This window comes from Zooshikella ganghwensis (assembly GCF_018263875.1).
In the GTDB taxonomy this organism is placed as follows: domain Bacteria; phylum Pseudomonadota; class Gammaproteobacteria; order Pseudomonadales; family Zooshikellaceae; genus Zooshikella; species Zooshikella ganghwensis.
Genome location: NZ_JAEVHG010000020.1, coordinates 35425 through 55254, shown reverse-complemented (window position 1 = coordinate 55254; position 19830 = coordinate 35425). Strand labels below are relative to the sequence as shown.

Annotated in this window: 18 protein-coding genes; 4 read left to right on the top strand and 14 right to left on the bottom strand. The window is 42.4% G+C overall.

Annotation, left to right across the window (positions count from 1 at the left end):
• Positions 1-20 precede the first annotated feature (20 nt).
• The 4 genes from KHS79_RS21150 to leuS form a co-directional block, all read right to left on the bottom strand.
• Complete coding sequence (locus KHS79_RS21150; RefSeq protein ID WP_212721778.1) at positions 21-1409, bottom strand: tryptophanase; 1389 nt, start codon at positions 1407-1409, stop codon at positions 21-23.
• A 332-nt stretch (positions 1410-1741) separates the two neighbouring features.
• Entirely contained in the window at positions 1742-2773 is a 1032-nt protein-coding gene (holA, locus tag KHS79_RS21145) for a DNA polymerase III subunit delta (protein ID WP_094786108.1), read from the bottom strand.
• A gap of 171 nt (positions 2774-2944) precedes the next feature.
• Positions 2945-3595, bottom strand: a complete 651-nt coding sequence (locus KHS79_RS21140) for an LPS-assembly lipoprotein LptE (protein ID WP_094786109.1) — start codon at positions 3593-3595, stop codon at positions 2945-2947.
• A gap of 11 nt (positions 3596-3606) precedes the next feature.
• Positions 3607-6213 (bottom strand): leucine--tRNA ligase, encoded by a 2607-nt coding sequence (leuS, locus tag KHS79_RS21135; protein ID WP_212721767.1) that lies wholly within the window; start codon positions 6211-6213, stop codon positions 3607-3609.
• Positions 6214-6457: 244 nt separating this feature from the next.
• Between leuS and KHS79_RS21130 the strand changes: the two genes are divergently transcribed.
• Together KHS79_RS21130 and KHS79_RS21125 are read left to right on the top strand one after the other, a co-directional pair.
• Complete coding sequence (locus KHS79_RS21130) at positions 6458-6760, top strand: hypothetical protein (RefSeq protein WP_094786111.1); 303 nt, start codon at positions 6458-6460, stop codon at positions 6758-6760.
• Between the two features lie 325 nt (positions 6761-7085).
• On the top strand, positions 7086-7859 hold the full coding sequence (locus KHS79_RS21125) for a YdcF family protein (RefSeq protein WP_212721765.1): 774 nt from the start codon (positions 7086-7088) through the stop codon (positions 7857-7859).
• A gap of 5 nt (positions 7860-7864) precedes the next feature.
• Here the strand turns inward: KHS79_RS21125 and lnt are convergent, their stop codons facing one another.
• From lnt to miaB, 5 genes are all read right to left on the bottom strand, one after another.
• Entirely contained in the window at positions 7865-9436 is a 1572-nt protein-coding gene (gene lnt / locus KHS79_RS21120) for an apolipoprotein N-acyltransferase (RefSeq protein ID WP_212721763.1), read from the bottom strand.
• A gap of 19 nt (positions 9437-9455) precedes the next feature.
• Entirely contained in the window at positions 9456-10310 is an 855-nt protein-coding gene (locus KHS79_RS21115; RefSeq protein WP_027707689.1) for an HlyC/CorC family transporter, read from the bottom strand.
• On the bottom strand, positions 10307-10801 hold the full coding sequence (gene ybeY / locus KHS79_RS21110; protein WP_407704240.1) for an rRNA maturation RNase YbeY: 495 nt from the start codon (positions 10799-10801) through the stop codon (positions 10307-10309). The genes KHS79_RS21115 and ybeY overlap by 4 nt, the downstream gene beginning before the upstream one ends.
• Before the next feature lies 1 nt (position 10802).
• A complete protein-coding gene (locus KHS79_RS21105; RefSeq protein ID WP_212721754.1) occupies positions 10803-11804 on the bottom strand; it encodes a PhoH family protein in 1002 nt (333 codons plus the stop codon).
• A 327-nt stretch (positions 11805-12131) separates the two neighbouring features.
• Positions 12132-13478: a tRNA (N6-isopentenyl adenosine(37)-C2)-methylthiotransferase MiaB gene (miaB, locus tag KHS79_RS21100; protein WP_094786115.1), complete on the bottom strand. Its 1347-nt coding sequence runs from the start codon at positions 13476-13478 to the stop codon at positions 12132-12134.
• Positions 13479-13799: 321 nt separating this feature from the next.
• Here miaB and KHS79_RS21095 point away from each other — a divergent pair, with 321 nt between their 5' ends.
• Together KHS79_RS21095 and KHS79_RS21090 are read left to right on the top strand one after the other, a co-directional pair.
• Positions 13800-14129 carry a DUF1820 family protein gene (locus KHS79_RS21095; protein ID WP_038290597.1) on the top strand — a complete coding sequence of 110 codons (330 nt, stop codon included), beginning with the start codon at positions 13800-13802 and terminating at the stop codon, positions 14127-14129.
• Positions 14130-14270: 141 nt separating this feature from the next.
• Positions 14271-14558 (top strand): hypothetical protein, encoded by a 288-nt coding sequence (locus tag KHS79_RS21090; RefSeq protein WP_133296007.1) that lies wholly within the window; start codon positions 14271-14273, stop codon positions 14556-14558.
• A gap of 28 nt (positions 14559-14586) precedes the next feature.
• Here the strand turns inward: KHS79_RS21090 and KHS79_RS21085 are convergent, their stop codons facing one another.
• The 5 genes from KHS79_RS21085 to radA form a co-directional block, all read right to left on the bottom strand.
• Positions 14587-15198: a tetratricopeptide repeat protein gene (locus KHS79_RS21085; RefSeq protein WP_212721753.1), complete on the bottom strand. Its 612-nt coding sequence runs from the start codon at positions 15196-15198 to the stop codon at positions 14587-14589.
• Between the two features lie 480 nt (positions 15199-15678).
• The gene (locus KHS79_RS21080; protein ID WP_212721750.1) at positions 15679-16317 is read right to left on the bottom strand and encodes a DUF6962 family protein; all 639 of its coding nucleotides are present in this window, start codon (positions 16315-16317) and stop codon (positions 15679-15681) included.
• 7 nt (positions 16318-16324) lie between these two features.
• Positions 16325-17608, bottom strand: a complete 1284-nt coding sequence (gene hemL, locus KHS79_RS21075) for a glutamate-1-semialdehyde 2,1-aminomutase (RefSeq protein ID WP_212721748.1) — start codon at positions 17606-17608, stop codon at positions 16325-16327.
• A gap of 35 nt (positions 17609-17643) precedes the next feature.
• Positions 17644-18267 carry a thiamine phosphate synthase gene (gene thiE, locus KHS79_RS21070; protein ID WP_038290601.1) on the bottom strand — a complete coding sequence of 208 codons (624 nt, stop codon included), beginning with the start codon at positions 18265-18267 and terminating at the stop codon, positions 17644-17646.
• A gap of 95 nt (positions 18268-18362) precedes the next feature.
• Positions 18363-19724: a DNA repair protein RadA gene (gene radA, locus KHS79_RS21065; RefSeq protein WP_212721746.1), complete on the bottom strand. Its 1362-nt coding sequence runs from the start codon at positions 19722-19724 to the stop codon at positions 18363-18365.
• Between the last annotated feature and the right edge of the window lie 106 nt (positions 19725-19830).

Here is a 19830-nt window from a genome sequence, read left to right as displayed (position 1 = left end):
ATTGAATTCAGACTTATATACTACAAACACGGTTTAAAGTGTGCCGTAAAGTGGCGTAAAACGGGAGGTTCGTAACTGAAAGTTAAACCTCTAATCTCTTTTGCTCGTGCTTTTACTTTAACTAAACAGTCTGCAACATATTCCATATGGCTTTTGGTGTAAACACGTCGCGGGATTGCTAAGCGTAAGAATTCAAAGGGTGATATTTTCTGCTGTTTAGTTTGTGGGTCTCGGCCTAATAATAAAGAACCAATTTCAGTACCTCTAACGCCACCTTCTAAATACAGTTCATTTGCAAGTGCTTGAGCAGGAAATTGGTGACTGGGAATATGGGGTAATAAAATTTTTGCATCAACAAATACAGCATGCCCCCCCGTTGGATACTGTATTGGAATATCTGCTTTAAGCAATAAATTACCCAAGAACTGCACTTGTGCGATGCGATAGTTCAAAAAGTTTTCATCCATTGCTTCATGCAAACCGATAGCCAGTGCTTCCATATCTCGACCTGCCAGTCCGCCGTAGGTAATAAAACCTTCTTGTGGAATACAACGAATCTGAACATTACGGAAAAGTGTTTCATTATCTCTGATACAACATAAGCCGCCAATATTAACTAAACTGTCTTTTTTGGCAGAAAGAGTGAGCATATCACCATACTGAAACATTTCTTTTATAATAGCTGTGATAGTTTTATCTTGATATCCGCTTTCGCGTTGCTTGATAAACCAAGCATTTTCACAAAAGCGTGCAGCATCAATTACCACAGGAATATCATGATGTTGGGCTAGGCGATAAACTGCTCGCATGTTATCCATAGAAACAGGCTGTCCACCTGTACTATTACACGTAATAGTTGTAATAATAGCGGTAATACGGTTGGCTCCATATTGCTTGATGGTTGCTGCCAGTGCGTTTAAATCAAAGTTACCTTTCCAGTCATAAGATGAAGTTGTATCAAATGCATAAGGTGTGGGAGTATTAATTGCTTTTCCGCCAGAAATTTCTACGTGGGCAGCCGTGGTGTCAAAATGATAATTTGAAATAAAAATTGGATTTTGACAGTTGCGATACTCAATAAGTGCAGGAAACAGGATTTGCTCTGCCCCTCTGCCTTGGTGAGTGGGCAATATGTAGTGATAATTAAAGACGTCTTGTGCTTTCTTCTGGAGGTGAAAAAAACTTCGACTTCCTGCATAAGACTCATCACCAACCATTAACCCAGCCCACTGTTTATCACTCATAGCACCTGTGCCTGAGTCGGTTAATAAATCGATAAATACCTCATCACTGCCCAGTAAAAAAAGGTTATAATTAGCATTTTTTAGTGCTCTTTGACGTTGTTGAGAACTAATCAAGCTAATAGGTTCAACCATTTTAATGCGAAAGGGTTCTGGAATTATTTCCATATCGTAATTCCTTTTATAAAAGCTATATGTAATGAATTGTTAGAGAAATAATAAGCTTTTAATATGTGATGGCCGAGATTAGCTGGAACTGCTTTCTTATATACCCATAGCGAAATAATGATAATTGGCCGGGATATTCACATATCGACAACAAACCCAAAAAAATGATTCGCGAAGGCTATAAAGTATAAGTTAATGATTTTTTTGGAAGGACTGTATATTTATTGATGATTATAATTTTTTTGATATTGCTAAGCGTTATTTAACAAAGTGTTGTTGAATCTACAAAAAATATTTTATTAACAGGCCTTAATAAAGGCTTCCTCTAAAAACTATTGAGGAAAATCCTGAGTAACAGATACTCCAACTAGTTTTAATAGTAAAAACTGAAGCGAAGACCATATATTATCTTCAGAGAGTCCTTTGATGGCTTCGTCAACCTGACCGGCAGACATTAATATTTGTTCAAGGCTTTGTTCAGAGTTTCGCTTTAATGCTTGGCGAATAAGCGGTTTTCGTTTTTCCCAAATACGTTGGTTTTGCATAGCTTGCTCAAGGGAGTGACCTTCGCGTTGTAATTGGATTAACTGTAGTAAAGTCCTGACTTCGCGAGTAATTGCCCATAGCATAACCGCCGGTTCAATGCCCTCTGCTTTTAATCCATTAAAAATGCGCAGACAGTGATTTATTGATCCTGCAAGTGCATTCTCAATTAAGTCGAAAACGGAATAGCGAGCACTATCCGCAACACACGCGTTAATAGTTTCTTCAGTAACATGCTGGTTTTCTGCATAAAGTGTTAGCTTTGCGATTTCTTGCGAAGCTGCCAGCAAGTTGCCTTCAACGCGTTCTGTGAGGAGCTGTATTGCTTGTGTGGTGGCAGTTAGACCTGCTTGCTGCATACGTTGCTTGATCCAACGAGGTAAGTGCTGAGCATCGATGGGCCAAATGGGAATAAAAATGCCAGACTTTTCTAATGCTTTAAACCATTTACTTTGTTGTGTAGCACTTTCTAGCTTAGGTGTAATCAGTAGTAACACATTGTCGAGTATGGGTGATTCTCCACAGGCTTTAAGTATTTTGCTAGCCTTCTCGTTAAATTTATTGTTTTGGCAGCGTACTTCAATGATTTTTTTATCACTAAATAATGACAAGCTATTCGTGTGCTCTTGGAGCGTTTCCCAATCAAAATTACCATCTACCTGCAACAAAATACGCTCATTAAATCCTTTGTCTCTGGCTTTTTGTCGAATTAAATCGCAACACTCCTGCTGAATAAGGGGTTCATCACCGCTGACAATATAAATGGGAGCTAATGTGTTTTGAGCTAGGTGTTGTTGAAGCTGGTCGTTGCGAATTTTCATTAAGAGGTAAGTACTATTGCGAATATGTGGCTGGTTAGAGCATTAATAGTGTTTATTGATATGAATAAGAAAATAGCCGTAAATATGAAATACACATAAAAAAACCAAGGTAGACGTAGGTTTTAGCTAAGCTTGAGTCAGGAGACTACCTTGGTTTTTGACTAAAAATGATTAAAGATTAGGTGGTGCTAGCTTTATAGCATTTCGCTTTGGCATGGGTTTTACATTTTTTTGCGCTTCCAGCTGTTTAGCTTTTTCTGCTTCAGCTTGCTTTTTGCGGGCATTGGCTTCAGCAACGTCAATTTTTTCATTGGTCATAACCTGCAAACGCTGGGTAATCTGGGTAATAATATCGCGCTCTAACTCTTCTCTAATTAAACGTTCTTCAGAATCAGAGGCTGTCTTATTACTGGATGAATAAAGGTAAACGCGTTCAGACATAGCGTCAAATGGTCCGAGTAGCAGTAAGCCTTCGCTATTTTCCAGTTGGAACTTAACCTGTTTGATTAAGCGATACTGAGCTGCCCGAGCATTACCAGTAAAGCTCGCAATTTTATTCTCATCCAGATTTTCAGTAATACGCAACACATAGGGTGCGCTGGCAATGATCTTTATGTTATTACTTTCTAAAGTACGGTTTAAGCGACGATTAAATACCCCGTAATTATCTGGTGATTGCACACTGAGTTGTTGCAAATGGCTGGCAACATCAACCATACCCCTGAGCTTGAATCCACAAGCAGTTAACAGCATAACCACGCTAAATAGCGTGGCCATCTTAAAGATAGGGGACATAAACAGTCGTTTTGATAATGACCGCATACCTTACTCCTCTATGAGGCGACAATATTGATCAGTTTATTAGGAACAACGATGACTTTTCGAACGGTTTTATCGGTCAAGAACTTTAGTACATTTTCATTCGTCATCGCTAAGGACTCAATGGTTTCTTTATCGGCATCAGCAGGAACTGTCAGCTTGGCTCGTACCTTGCCATTTACCTGAGCCACGATCAATACCGAGTCTGCTACCAGTGCATCTTCGTCACATTCAGGCCAGGGGGCATCAATAATTTCAGTTGAGTTACCCATCTGTTGCCAAATATGATGACAGATATGAGGTGTAATAGGCGCTAACAGTTTTATACAGGTTATCAAGGCTTCATGCATAACGGCTACGCCTTGAGGTGAGCGATCAGTAAATTTACCCATCGCATTGACCAGCTCCATCACGCGGGCAATGGCTGTATTAAAGGTCAGTCTGTTGCCGAAATCATTTGTAACATGCTTGATGGTACTGTGAGTAATTCTTCTTAGCGCTTTTTGTCCATCATTTAATTGACTGATGTCCAAAGCTGGAACTTCCGTTTGCTGGCTATGGTCTTGTGCTAGACGCCAGAAACGACGCAAGAAGCGATGAGCCCCTTCAACACCACTTGTTGACCATTCCAGGTCTTGATCCGGTGGCGCAGCAAACATGGTGAACAGGCGAACGGTATCAGCACCATACTGCTCTATGGTACCTTGAGGGTCGACGCCATTATTTTTTGACTTCGACATTTTACCCATGCCTGCATAGTGAACAGGTTGACCATCCTCTTTATGGTGTACTGCAACGATTTGTCCTTTTTCATCACGCTCAATGGTGACATCCCCTGGTGCTATCCATACTTTGCCGCCTTTGTCGTCTTCCCGATAATAGGTTTCGGCTAACACCATGCCTTGGCAAAGTAGCTGTTTGAAAGGCTCATCAGTATTAACCAGGCCTTCATCACGTAACAGTTTGTGGAAAAAACGGGAATACAATAGATGCATGACGGCATGTTCAATACCACCAATATACTGATCAACAGGTAACCAGTAATTGGCCTGCTCAGGATTGAGCATACCGTCTTGGTAATTTGCACTACAGTAGCGCGCGTAATACCAAGATGACTCCATAAAGGTGTCAAATGTGTCCGTTTCTCGTTTGGCTGGAGTACCATCTAAAGGACTGACTGTGGCTGACCATGATGAATCAGTTTTTAACGGAGATGTAGTGCCGTCAAGGGTGACATCAGTGGGCAAGGTTACGGGAAGCTCTTCAGCCGGTGCACCAATTGTTTCACCATTTTCCAGGTTAATCATGGGAATCGGTGTACCCCAATAGCGCTGGCGTGACACTCCCCAGTCACGCAAACGATAGTTAACCTTTCGCTGGCCCTTGCCTGCGTTAATAAGATGTTCAGCAATGGCATCAAAAGCCTCTTTGGAGTTTAAACCATCAAAGGCGCCAGAATTGACTAAAACGCCGTATTCAGTAAAGGCTTCTTGTGAAATGTCGGCTTTGATGCCTTCTTCCTGGCTTTCAATAACTTGCTTTATGGGTAGACCATATTTTGTAGCAAACTCCCAGTCACGCTGATCATGCCCTGGAACAGCCATGACGGCACCTGAGCCATACTCCATGAGTACAAAGTTTGCAATCCAAACAGGAACTTCCTCACCGGTAATAGGGTGGATTGCATGGAAGCCAGTAGCCATACCTTTCTTTTCCATGGTGGCCATTTCTGCTTCAGCAACGGCATTGTGCTTGCACTCTTCAATAAAGGCTGCAACTGCAGGATTATTTTTTGCTGCGGCCAAGGCAATGGGATGTCCTGCTGCAACCCCGACATAGGTCACACCCATCAAGGTATCAGGACGAGTGGTATAAATGGTAAATGAATCTTCAACGCCGGGAATAGTTTCCGCAAGGGAAAAGGTCATCTCTATCCCCTCAGAGCGGCCAATCCAATTGCGCTGCATGGTTTTGACCTGCTCAGGCCAATGCTCCAGCTGCTCTAAGCTTTCCAATAATTGATCAGCATAAGCTGTAATTTTGATAAACCATTGAGGGATTTCTTTACGTTCAACCAGCGCACCGGAACGCCAGCCGCGCCCATCAACCACTTGTTCATTAGCCAGAACAGTTTGATCAACAGGGTCCCAGTTGACAGTTGCCATTTTTTTATAAACCAAGCCTTTTTCATAAAGCTTAGTGAAGAACCATTGTTCCCAGCGGTAATAGTCTGGATCACAGGTAGTCACTTCACGGTTCCAGTCATAAGCAAAGCCTAGGCTTTTTAACTGCTCCCGCATGTAACCGATATTTTCATAGGTCCACTTAGCAGGGGCAACGCCATGTTTGATTGCGGCATTCTCTGCGGGTAAACCAAAAGCATCCCAGCCCATAGGTTGTAAGACATTTTTGCCCAGCATTCGCTGATAGCGTGAGATAACATCACCAATGGTGTAGTTTCTCACGTGCCCCATATGAAGTCGTCCACTGGGGTAGGGGAACATTGAGAGACAGTAGAATTTTTCTTTGTCAGGCGTTTCACTTACGGCAAAGGATTGATTGTCTTGCCAGTGTTGCTGTGCTTCACGCTCGATTTGCTGGTGTTGGTAATGTTCTTCCATTGTCTCTCTTTTTCTAAAGTAATCTAAAAAAAGCGCAGGGTTTAATAGTGATAAAGTCTAAGCAGCTTAGGATACATGACTCCATTTGTTACGGGTAGTCTTAATGAATAGTCTACGCTTATATTGAGTAGGTTGTACGAACCCTCATTAAAATATCCTGGCTTTACCCAAAACCTTCAATGCTGTTTAAACACGAGATTTTAAGGTATTTAGTAAGGCCTTCGCTTGCAGTGGTGTCATGCCAATGGAAAAAAAACAAGCAAGGAACCGTTTACCTGGACAAGGACAAAAGTCCAAAATAGATGCGTTGGAACAGCAGCATCCAACCTTATTTCTTTATGATCAACTGCTTCAACAAATTCAAATGGCTGTTAAAGGCTTTGAGCAACAGCTTTGGCATGAATTAATGCATGAGCTAAAGCCCTCGGCAGCCACCGTAACTGTTGAGCTGCAAGGGTTAACACGTCAACAACATCATTTATTAAAAGCTTATTTACGTAAAGATGCCACAGAGATCTGCAAGCTTTTAAATATTTCTTCACGCTAGCTTGAGTCAAACTTCATGCTCTCCTCACGATGAAGACCTCATGTTCCACACTCATATATGAGGCTGTCGCAAAATTACTGCGCTTGCAAATGCTGCGTCAAAAATCATATCAAAATGCTCATTTATGAGCTATAAACTCCACTTTGCCACTGATTTTTTCCTAGTCTTTGCTCCGCTCCTGACCTTTTGCGATACCCTCGTATTGGGGAAAATTGCTCTTATTTTTGCAAAATTAAGTAAATCCACTCTATTTAGTAATAGGTTATACCCATAGTGAAGGATATATTCTGTTTTATTCTGCAAGCTGCGCTACTTAGAGGAAAGCATGTTAATCATTAGCTTTGCTAAATATTTTTTATTACCACCCGTATTTAATATTGTTCTGATTGTTTTAGCATTTATTTCTAGGGCTTTTATACAGCGTTTTTGGTGGCGTTATATGACAATGATAATAATCTGGTTATCACTGATTAGCTTGTACTTATTATGTACTCCTGTTGTTTCATCTTATCTTATGTCGTTATTAGAGTCAGGGTACAGCGTATACGCTTCAGGGGAGGAAAAACCTGAGGCAATGGTAATACTGGGGGCTGGAAGGCATCGCAATGCGCAAGAGTTTGGAGGAAAAGATATCCCAAGTGCCTTTGAGTTAGAAAGAATGACGTATGCAGCCTATTTAAATAAACAGCTGAATTTGCCGATTTTGGTTACAGGAGGAAAATTATTAGGCAGCGATCAGCCTCCAGAAGCAAAGATTATGGCTGATTTTTTACAAGAAAATTATGGTGTTGAGGTACGATGGCAAGAAGATAAAAGTCGCAATACCTGGGAAAATGCGCTTTATACTCAGCAAATGCTTGCAAAAGAGGATATTCGTACTGTTGTATTGGTGACTCATGCTTGGCATATGAAAAGGTCAGTTGCCTCTTTTAAAAGGGCTGGGCTAAAAGTTTTACCTGCTCCAACCCGTTTTATCTCTGGTAGAAGTAAAAGCGTGATGTGGTACCACTGGCTACCTACTCCTAAGTCATTTACAAATGCGACCTATGCTTTGCATGAGTTTGTGGGCTTGCTTTGGTATCGTTGGAAATACTTTTAAATTGGTTAAGGTGTAGATGTCTGCTCCATAGCTAAGGACTGCTTTTGTCGTGCATTCCAACCAAACACCGCCAAAATAAACCCAATCATCAGAAGTAATGGGTAAGACTGCCAAATCATATAAGGCGTGTTCCCTTGTTTGGTTTGTACTTTACCTGTGAGTACGTCAGCTTGAAACTGAGGAAGTTGTGTAATTACATCACCTTGATCATTAATAATCGCACTTATACCATCATTGGTGGCACGAATAAGGTAACGTCCTGTCTCCAATGCTCGCATACGAGCCATTTGAAAATGCTGGTGTGGGCCAATCGAAGCGCCGAACCAGGAGTCATTACTAATGGTAATGAGTAAGTTTGATTGCTGGGCTTGTTTGGCAACAAAATCGCCATAAACAATTTCGTAACAAATAAAAGCGGCTATTTTCGTTTGATCAGCGATTAAGTGAGGCTGATTACTGTCCCCTGAAGAAAATGACGACATTGGCAGGTTAAAGAACTTAATCAGTCCACGTAATAAATCCTCTAAAGGAACATACTCGCCAAAGGGTACAAGTTTTTGTTTGTGGTAGCTGCCACTGCCATTACCAGCAGCAATGATGCCATTATAAAAAGTGCGATAGGGTTGCCCGTCAATGACTTTTTGATTCATGAAGGGTAAACCAGTGATTAACGTGTTTTGATACTTGTTGGCTTCCTCAGCGAACATATCAACAAATGACTTTGCTTGCAGTGGATAAACGAGTGGAATGGCATTTTCTGGCCAAATAATGAGATCACTTTTCCAGTGGTCTTTACTAAGCATGCGATAAGTGGCTAATGTTGTATGTGCATACTCTTTATTCCACTTTAGTTGTTGTGGAATATTAGCCTGAACTGCACTCACTGTGAGTGTTTTGGTCTGTGCATTGTCAGTCCACTGCTGGTTAGATAGCAGTGCTCCTGCAACCCATAGCAACGTTGTACAAGCAAGCACACATTGCCAGAGCTTAGAGGTCCACTGTTTACGTTGGATAGTAAGCCAGGTTAATCCCAACCAACTTGCTAAGACGAGAGCTGATAGGCCTAAACTACCAATGACAGGACTCCAGTTGGCCAAGGGCGTATCAATATAGGCGTATCCCAGTAACAACCAGGGAAAACCTGTCAGAAACCAGGTTTTTAGCCACTCAAACACTAGCCAAAGTAGACCAAACAAGACAAGTCGTGAGCCTAGAGTAGAAGCTTTAAACCGTTGAGTTAGCCAGGCATAGGTCCAGCCCAAAGGTGCAAAAAATAAGAATGATAGAAAAATAACGAATAAGCTGGTTAAGAAGACTGCCAGCGCTATGGGAGCTGAGCCATATTGATGAATACTCACATAAACCCATGACACTCCAACGCCATAGAAACCAATGCCATACCACCAGGCTCGCCATAGTGCTTGTCGACGCGTTAATGACTGCAATGAGAAAAAGAAGCCCAGCAGTGATAAGCCTGTAAGTGGCCAAATATTGAAGGGGGCAAAGCCAAATGCCCAGATGATTCCTACGCTAAGGGCCAGGAAATGACCTGGCCAGCCAACAAGTTTTTTGGTCATGGGGTTTTAGTCATGATGTTTAAACGGGGGTGACTCGAAGTAAGCGAATGCGTCGGTTATCTGCATTGAGCACCTGGAACTCAAAACCTTCAATCGTGACAGATTCACTTCGCTTGGGTAAGTGTCCAAAGTTTTGCATCACTATACCACCAATGGTGTCATAGTCTTTGTCACTGAACTGACTTTGAAAGTGCTCGTTAAAGTCTTCAATAGGAGTCAAAGCTTTTACAATGAAATTATTCTCATTGAGCTGTTTAATGTAGTAGTCCTCTTCTACATCGTGCTCATCTTCAATATCGCCGACTATTTGCTCAAGTACGTCTTCGATAGTCACGAGACCAGAGACACCGCCATACTCATCAACCACAATGGCCATATGATTGCGATTAGTTCGAAATTCATTTAATAAGACGATTAAACGTTTACTTTCAGGAACAAATGTTGCTGGGCGGAGAATATCTTTAAGACAAAACTGATCTTTTGTATCTTGGAGGTCTTTAAGTGCTAAAGAAAGTAAATCTTTGGCAAGCAAAATACCAATTACTTCATCTTTGTTTTCCCCAATCACAGGGTAGCGGGAGTGGGCTGTTTTAATGATTTGAGGAATAAACTCTATGGGTGGTTGAGATAATTCCACGCATTCCATTTGAGCGCGTGGAATCATAATTTCTCGAACCTGCATTTCAGAAACTTGCATTGCCCCTTCAATGATACTTAATGACTCAGGATCTAACACTTGATTAGACTGAGCCTCACGAAGTTGGTCTAGCAGTTCTGTTCGATTCTTGGGATCACCCGAAAATGCTTGGGTTAATTTCTCAAGCCATGTTTTAGCAGAGGCTGTTCCGTTCACACTCGATCGATCATCACTCATTGTTGTTGGTCTCTAGTGGTACACTCGTCAGCAATGGTCCACACATATGGGTCATTAAAGCCTAACTGTTTAAGCAGTTGAACTTCTAGCGACTCCATCAAAGTAGCTTCATCATCATTAATATGGTCATACCCAAGCAGATGCAAGACACCATGGATAACCATGTGGGCCCAGTGGGCTTGTAATGGTTTTCCTTGAATAGTGGCTTCACTGGCAACAATATCTGCACAAATGGCTAAGTCGCCAAGTAGAGGTAGATCTAGCTCTTCGGGTAAGTCAGCAGGAAAGGAAAGCACGTTGGTGGCATAGTGTTTTTGGCGATAGGTGCCATTTAACTCAGCACTTTCGGCTGTATTCACAACTCGAATACTGAGCTCGGCATCATTAACAGACTCATTGACTAAGACGGTTTCTACCCAGCACTCAATATCTTCTTGGCTGGGTAGTTGTGCTGTTTCGTCACATGCTATTTGCAAATCAACGGTAAGCACATCAAGCATCCTTTTGCTTTTTAGAGGCTTGCTTGCTGTCGAATGTATCGTAAGCCTCAACAATACGTTGTACTAAAGGATGACGTACAACATCTTTAGCACTGAAATAGGTAAAGCCAATCCCTTTGACCTTCTTAAGTACTTCTGCACTGTGAGCTAATCCAGAGCGAGTGCCTCGAGGTAAGTCGACCTGAGTAGTGTCGCCTGTGATCACTGCAGTAGAACCAAAGCCGATACGGGTAAGGAACATTTTCATTTGTTCCATCGTAGTGTTTTGACTTTCATCTAAAATAATAAATGAATTATTGAGTGTTCGCCCACGCATGTAAGCCAGAGGCGCTACCTCAATAACATTTTTCTCTATAAGCTTTTCGACCCGCTCAAAACCGAGCATTTCATAAAGCGCATCATAAAGAGGCCTTAAGTAAGGGTCGATTTTCTGAGCTAGATCACCGGGCAAGAAGCCCAGCTTTTCACCTGCTTCTACGGCAGGCCTAACAAGCAGAATTCGTCGAATTTGATCATTCTCCAGAGCAGCAACAGCACAGGCAACGGCTAGGTAGGTTTTTCCCGTTCCTGCAGGTCCTATACCAAAGTTAATATCGTGCTGCAGAATGCGTTTGACGTACTCTTGTTGGTTGGGTCCTCTGGGCTTGATCACACAACGCTTGATTTTAATAACAACACTTTCTGTTTTACCTTGTTGCGGATTTTCAATATCAGCCTCTTGTAAATAAAGATGGACAATATCGGGTGATATATCACCACCGTTTTCAAGTTCTTGAGAAAGTGTTTTGAGAATTCGCTCTGCTGCATGGACATTGGTTTGTGAGCCAGTAAGCTCAAAGTGATTACCACGGTTACTGATGCGAATATCTAAGCGCTGTTCGATTTGCTTTAAGTGCTCATTAAATTGGCCACAAAGTTGCGCAAAGTGTTGAGCATCTTCGACGTTGAGAGTGAACTTGTGGGGGGGTAATTCTGTATTCAAAACCTTATTCATTAGCCGGACACGGCACCCTACTTATTTTTTAGAATATACCTTCTCTATGGGGAAGGAAAGCACCTTTTTTTGTTTAAGTGGCGGATTGAGTTTCATAAAAAAATAGCACTTCGCTCAAGAGGGTCATTACAGTTTAGAGTACCAAAACCCTAAGAATAACTTGAGGCTTGAAAGCACAACTCGCCACTGAGTTAGCTTGTGCACTTTACAGTGACAGTGCAGGTTTAAAATAACCAGCACTTGGCAACGCGTTAATCAACGGTGATTGACTTAGTCATCCCTGTAAAGTGTACTAACTCGTATATAACAGAGTATTGTTATTGCGAATTAATATAGCTCGTCGTTTATCATATCACCTCGTAGCGAGTTGGGTAATGCTTCTGTAATAACGACGTCGACAAGTTTGCCAATGATTCTTGGATTAGCTGCAGCAAAGTTCACAACACGATTATTTTCTGTTCGCCCTTGCAGCTGACCTGGGTCTTTCTTGGAAAAGCCTGTTACTAGAATGCGCTGCGTTGTGCCAACCATTCTTCGACTAATTTCCTGGGCCTGTTGATTGATTCGCTGTTGCAGTATTTGTAAGCGCTGTTTTTTAACGTCTTCAGGGGTATCGTCTGGCAAGTCAGCAGCAGGTGTGCCTGGACGAGGGCTATAGATAAAGCTAAATGAGATATCAAAGCCAATGTCCTGGATAAGGTTCATGGTGTTTTCAAAATCTTTATCTGTTTCACCCGGGAAGCCCACAATAAAATCTGAAGAGAAGCAAATATCTGGACGTAGCTTGCGAATCTTACGTAACTTAGATTTGTATTCGAGTACGGTATGGCCGCGCTTCATTGCTGCAAGAACGCGGTCAGAGCCACTTTGGACAGGCAAGTGCAGATGGCTGACAAGCTCGGGTACATGTGCATAAACATCAATCAAGCTTTCAGTGAACTCAACAGGGTGTGATGTTGTGAAGCGAATCCGAGCAATACCATCAATTGCTGCGATGATGGTAATAAGCTCGGCTAAGTCAGCAGTATCATCATCAGCGTCAGACTTTTTACCACGATAAGCATTAACATTTTGGCCAAGCAAATTAATTTCTCTAACGCCTTGTTCAGCCAAGTGCACGCATTCTGCGATTACATCATCAAAAGGCCGGCTGACTTCTTCACCGCGGGTATAGGGAACAACACAGAAAGTACAATACTTGCTGCAGCCTTCCATCACCGAGACAAATGCTGTTGGGCCATCGACGCTGGGCTCTGGTAAGTGATCAAACTTTTCAATTTCTGGAAAGCTCACATCCACAACGGCTTGCTTACCCGTTTCAGAGGCATCGATCATTTCTGGCAGACGGTGCAGTGTTTGTGGACCGAAAACCATATCGACGTAGGGTGCTCTGTCTCGAATGGCTTGACCTTCCTGACTGGCAACGCACCCTCCAACACCAATAATCAGGTTGGGGTTTTGATCTTTAAGAGCACGCCAACGACCTAATTGGTGAAAAACTTTTTCCTGAGCTTTTTCCCGAATAGAGCAGGTATTTAGTAGCAATACATCAGCTTCTTCTGGGTTGTCAGTTATTTCAAGCTGATGGCTTTCATTGAGTAAGTCTGCCATGCGCGATGAATCATAATCATTCATCTGACAACCATGGGTTTTAATAAAGAGCTTCTTAGCCATCGAAATCTACCTACACACGTTTTTCACACAGTCAGGGGGTAAAAATTAGCGCAGCATTATATCGAGGTCTGTGGTGAAAGCCCAGTGCTGTACTGATGTATGGTTTATAGTCCCTGGGTTTTTAGGTAACTGCCTAGTGCTCAGCCTGCAATGAATATTAATAGAAGACGGGGTCGAAAAACATCATGAGGTGATGGATGTCTAGCAACGGATCAGATAAGAAATGAATAACGTTGGCATTTGCCTTGAACTGCAGCTCTGGTATTCTAGCGCTCTTTTCGCGTACGGCTGCTCAATACTCTTTGGTGAGATGGTATTAACATGGCTAAACCAATTTTTCGAGTGACATTCTTAAATCAAGGCAAGGTTTATGAGGTATATGTCAAGCAAATCTTTCAAAGTGATTTGTATGGCTTTATTGAAATAGAAGAGTTTATTTTTGGTGAAAGAAGTCAGCTCGTAGTTGATCCGGGTGAAGAGAAGCTCAAGTCTGAGTTTGCGGAAGTAAAGCGTAGCTTTATTCCCATTACTTCTGTTATTCGGATTGATGAGGTTGAAAAAGAAGGTGTGGGTAAAATCAGTGAAGTTAAAGGGGATAAGGTGACGCCTTTTCCATTTCCGCCGGGCACACCACCAAAGAAAGACGCATAAGTATGGCCATATCCTGCTCCAAATAAAGTTAAAAAGGCAAAGATGATAGTACATCTCGCACAAGTAAAAGCTTGAACCTCTAATATTGCTGTGCCTTGTCGAGGGCTAGACTGAACATATGGAAGAATGGCCACAGGGAGCATGGCACCGATGTTCGCAAATATACCCGCAGAAGATGGCCTATCTGAGCATCAAGATACTCAAGAGATAGGCATGAACAGTGCAGTGATGCACACTATTAAAGCCAGTGAGGATTGGTCAGACCAGAAGCAGAAGCTTAAAAGCAAGCTAGCCACAGAGATTTATCAAATAGAAGAGCGAATCGAGAACGTTAAGCAGTCTGCAGGGCAGTCGAAAATAGCAATGCTGAAAACACTGCGTGAAATGCTGATTACCCGAAAGCGCTTACTTAACTTGCTTGTAGGTTAAAACAATTTGGTCTGTCTTAACCTAATTTTTAAGGATTGGCCTCTTGATGGGTGCTGTGTCCACTGTTCTGTGGCTTAGAATGTAACTCCAGGTGAGATGGCGTTGTTTGCTTAAGCTGCTGAGCAAAATCCTGAAAAATTTTGCTTAAGGTATAAAAGGCTAAGGCTCGCTGGTCCCTGTCCATTAAGCTGCCAATTTCATCACTTACATCAATCGCATCTGTATAGCCATTGACCGCTGCCATTTTCATCATAATGTAGGCTTGAGTGTAGTCTTGCTTCATTCCCTCTCCACGGTAGTACATAAAAGCAAGTTGATATTGCGCCTTAGCATGGCCATTGGTTGAGGCTTTTTCAAACCAGAGTTTTGCTTTGTCATAATCTTGAGGAATAACCTGGCCAATAAGGTAAAGCTCACCGAGTAAAAACTGAGCTTGTGGGTCCCCTTGGCTTGCAGCCTCTTCGCAGGCTACAACGGCGGCAGCAAGGTTAGGTTCTTCAGGAAGAATATTGCAGCGTTCAGAAGCAGGAATAAGGAGCTCACTCAGGCCATACTGGAATCCATTAATCTCAGTGGCCTGCACCAGTTGTGTGACATGGAATGTTAGTAGAAAGCCAGTCCATAGTAGTAGGAGTCGCATATAACGTGCCTATAGGCAAAATGGGCAAGTTGTAGAATTCAGTTTTTGCTTGTGTGGTGAATATACCCTTGGTGTTAGGTATATTTTACCCTGTTCATTGAAGGCATTTTATCATGAAACGTGTTGAGCCATTTTTTTAATAGCATAAACAGCTATTGTCATCAGTTGTATAATTTTAGTTAACACTTCTACCTTTTTTACAGTATGTAACTGAACTGCGTTTGTAGTTTACACGTTTACGGTTAACTGCATTTTTGGCTGACAGGGCATTAAGTAAGCAATTAGCCTGATACTCTAATGAAATCACAAGATTGATACAAATTATAAAATGATACTGTGAGCTAGTTGTCAAATTCGCAGATAGAGTGATATAGCGTGCAGCACTTGAAAATCTTTATGTCTTGTACGACTGTTCTTTATATTTAAAAGAGATGGCTCCCAGGCAATTTTACACATTAATTTACATTCGCTTTTCACAAATTAAAGTGAGAGTTGGGGAGAGCCTTGAGGTTTTCGGACAAATAGAAAATAGCCTGTACCAAGGCTGAGTGATCCAAGTGCTAATAGGTAATGAAATAAGTCTAGGCGTAAAAAGCCAGCAAGATAACCGTGAGTACCAATAACCAGGCCAGCAACAGAAAAGCTTGCTGAGCCAACCAAAATATAAATAAAAAAACTTGGCTTTTGACGGATAAACTTAAATCCGACTAATAAAATAACAAGTAAACTCATTATGCCAATGGCTGTATATGTTGTTTCAATCGCTTGGAATCGACGCGCAATTTCAAAACAAATCATCAAAGCAATGATTAGCCTTCCCCACATAGGTTTATGCCAATTGAGAGGCCAGGCTAAATGTGCATAGGCACCTGCAATAAGTGGTAGCGCTAAAAAGGTTGCAGCATGGGTAAATAGGCGATGGATATCCGCCCAGATGGGCGAAAATCCATAGTAGAGCGTGCCAAAAAAAGAGGCCAACGACATGAGTATAAAGCCAATTAATGCTGCAGTGGCCGGTAGCTTTTGGTCATTGGAAAAAGTCTTTTGTTGTAGCAATAAAAAAACGGAATAGCTACAACTAAAGCAAAGTATGGCATCAGAAACGGCAAGAGAGGTCATGTGTTCCTCAAGTTAAACTGCTAAAACTGGTCTCAGCAGCTACCAGTGTTTTTTCTATCTCTTCGCTACCATGAGCTTGTGAGATAAATCCAGCTTCATACGCCGAAGGGGCTAGGTAAATGCCTTGCTTCAGCATATTTTGGAAAAACTGATTAAAGTGCTCCAGGTTACAAGCCATAACTGCATCAAAGCGTGAAGGGGCTGTTTTGTCTGTAAAGAATAAGCCAAACATGCCACCTACACGAGAGGTTGCGAGTGGAACGCCTACCTTATTGGCAACAGCTTCCAGCCCTTCGGTCAGTTTTTGGACTTTTGCAGACAGTAGTGTATAAAAACCAGGCTGGCTTATTTTATTGAGTGTTGCCAGTCCCGCAGCCATGGCTACAGGGTTACCTGATAATGTGCCTGCCTGATAGACAGGCCCTGTTGGAGCAATGGCTTGCATGATGTTGCGCTTTCCGCCAAAGGCGCCTACAGGCATACCACCACCAATAATTTTGCCCAACGTTGTCAGGTCTGGGGTCACATTATAAAGTGCTTGAGCTCCACCTAAAGCAACACGGAAACCAGTCATAACCTCATCAAAAATCAGCAAGCTACCATACTGATCACAAATACGACGTAAGCCTTCCAGAAAGCCTGGGGCAGGAGGGATACAGTTCATGTTGCCAGCAACAGGCTCAATAATGATACATGCAATTTGTTCCCCTACCTCAGCAAAGACCGATTCAACTTCACTTAAATCGTTATAGGCTAGTGTTAGCGTTTGTTCTGCTAAAGCCGCAGGAACCCCAGGTGAAGTGGGAACACCTAACGTCAATGCTCCAGAGCCAGCTTTGACAAGCAAGGAGTCAACATGTCCATGATAACAGCCCGCAAATTTAACAACTTTATCGCGGCCGGTATAACCTCGGGCTAATCGAATGGCACTCATTGTTGCTTCAGTACCAGAGTTAACCATGCGGACTTGCTCAATACTGGGCATCAAGCTACATACTTTTTCAGCAATAGCAACTTCAAGTGCCGTAGGTGCACCAAAGCTTAATCCCTGTTTTAGTTGCTGCTCAATAGCCGCTATAACATCAGGGTCATTGTGACCTAAAATCATGGGGCCCCATGAACCAATATAATCAATATAGGATTTACCATCCTCATCATATAAATAAGCCCCCTGCGCTTTTTGAAAAAAAACAGGGTTGCCACCAACACTTTTGAATGCTCGAACTGGGGAGTTAACACCACCAGGAATAAACTGTTGTGCTTTATCAAATAATTCAGTTGATCGAGACATAACAAACTCTTTGTAATTAGTGGCTTAGACTTAGCTTAAAATAATGACTTAAAACGAGCTGCCTGAGCAAATACATCTGCTGCTGTAAACAGGTCATGAATGACTGCAACCATGGAAATGCCTTGGGCAATAAGTTGAGAGGCATTATCTATGGTGACACCACCAATGGCTACGCTAGGGGTATCCAGCGTGTGAATATTAGCCAACATGTTAAGTGACGCGGTGGGTGCTTCAGGTTTGGTCTTAGATGTAAAAAAGCGACCAAATGCAACATAATCAGCACTTTGCGAAACAGCTTGCTTTGCCAGCTCCATGGACCCGTGGCAAGTGGCGCCAATTATAGCCTGATTACCAAGGGTATGGCGAGCTTGAGCAATGGCTATATCACTTTGACCAAGATGAACACCATCAGCTCCAATGGTGTGAGCGAGCTTTATATCATCATTAATAATCAAAGGAACATGGTAGTGATGGCACAATTTTTTTAGTGCTAATGCTTGTTGAAGACGTAAGCTTGGGCTTCCTTGCTTGTTACGATATTGAAGCACCTGAGCGCCACCTGCTAATGCAGCATCAACTTTTGCAACGAGCTGGTTTGGCGGCAATAAATGCTCATCTGTGATGGCATATAATCCTTTTAAAATAAATGAGCTTTTCATGCTGTATATAAATGGTTCAAATTGAATTGCAGGTTTCGAAAGCAGCAGGTGATTGTAAAAATACAAGACCCTTGTTTTGGAGAAGGGTTTGCTTGTTAGATAGCCTCTAAGGCTTCAGCAAGTTTACTAATACCTACTACTTCCATGCCATCAATTGCTTTCTTGGGGGCATTGGCTTTTGGCACTATGGCTTTTTTAAAGCCATGTTTGGCTGCTTCATAAATGCGTTCTTGTCCATAAGCTACGGGCCGAATTTCACCGGATAAACCTACTTCTCCAAAGGCAATAATGTGTTGGTCAATAATACTGTCTCGTAGGCTAGACACAATTGCTAATATTGAAGCTAAATCAGCACTGGTTTCTGACACTCTGACACCACCCACAACATTCACAAAGACATCCTGATCACTGGTGAAAATACCGCCATGGCGGGTTAATACGGCAAGTAGCATGGCCAGGCGGTTTTGTTCTAAGCCTACAGTGACGCGCCTGGGATTGCCTAGTTGAGACTCGACGACCAGTGCTTGGATTTCTACCAGCAAGGGGCGGGTACCTTCCCAAAGTACATTAATAATACTGCCAGGGGTGGGGTGTTCTGTCCGTGAAAGGAAGATGGCTGAGGGGTTGAGGACTTCGCGAAGTCCTTTTTCGGTCATCGCAAATAAGCCAAGTTCGTTGACTTGGCCAAACCGGTTTTTGGTGGCTCGCATAATACGAAAACGAGAGTCATCAGTATTGCTGAGCATAAGCTGGGTATCAATGATGTGTGATAAGGTCATCGGACCTGCCAAAGAATTATCTTTGGTGACATGGCCTACAATCAATAAGACAGTATTCGTTTGTTTAGCGAAGCGGGTTAAATGTGCTGCACTTTCTCGAACTTGAGCAACACCACCAGGTGCAGCTTCGACTGTATCCGTATACATCACTTGTATTGAGTCAATGACAATTACACCGGGCTTTTCCTGTTGGGCTATAGCAATGACCTGTTCCACAGAAGTTTCTGCCAGCATTTTAAGCTGACCTGTGGGTAAGCCTAAGCGGTGTGCTCGTGCGGCAATTTGCTGTAAAGATTCCTCACCTGATACATATAAGGCGGGCATGTTTTGCGCGGTATGACAGAGTGTTTGTAATAACAGGGTACTTTTGCCTGCACCAGGGTTACCACCTATTAATACTGCACTGCCGGGTACAAAACCACCTCCCAGTACTCGATCAAACTCACTGATCCCGCTGGAAAATCTTGGTGTGTCACTAATGTCAACATCTTCCAGCAAGGTGACACTGGATAGACTTCCAGCAAAACCAGCACGTTGAGCGGTAGTGGCTTGTCGTGAATTGCCTAAACTAAACTCTTTAAAACTGTTCCAGGCCTTACAGTCAGGGCACTGGCCCTGCCATTTTGCAGATTCACTGCCACATTCACTGCAAACGAAGACTTTTTTTGCTTTAGCCATAAGGGGGTATGTTAGTCATTGCTAGAAAGTCGAAGGATATTTGAGGCTACTATACTGTACTTTTAACCAGTAAAAAAGGCTTTGATTTATAGCTTTAAATACGGGC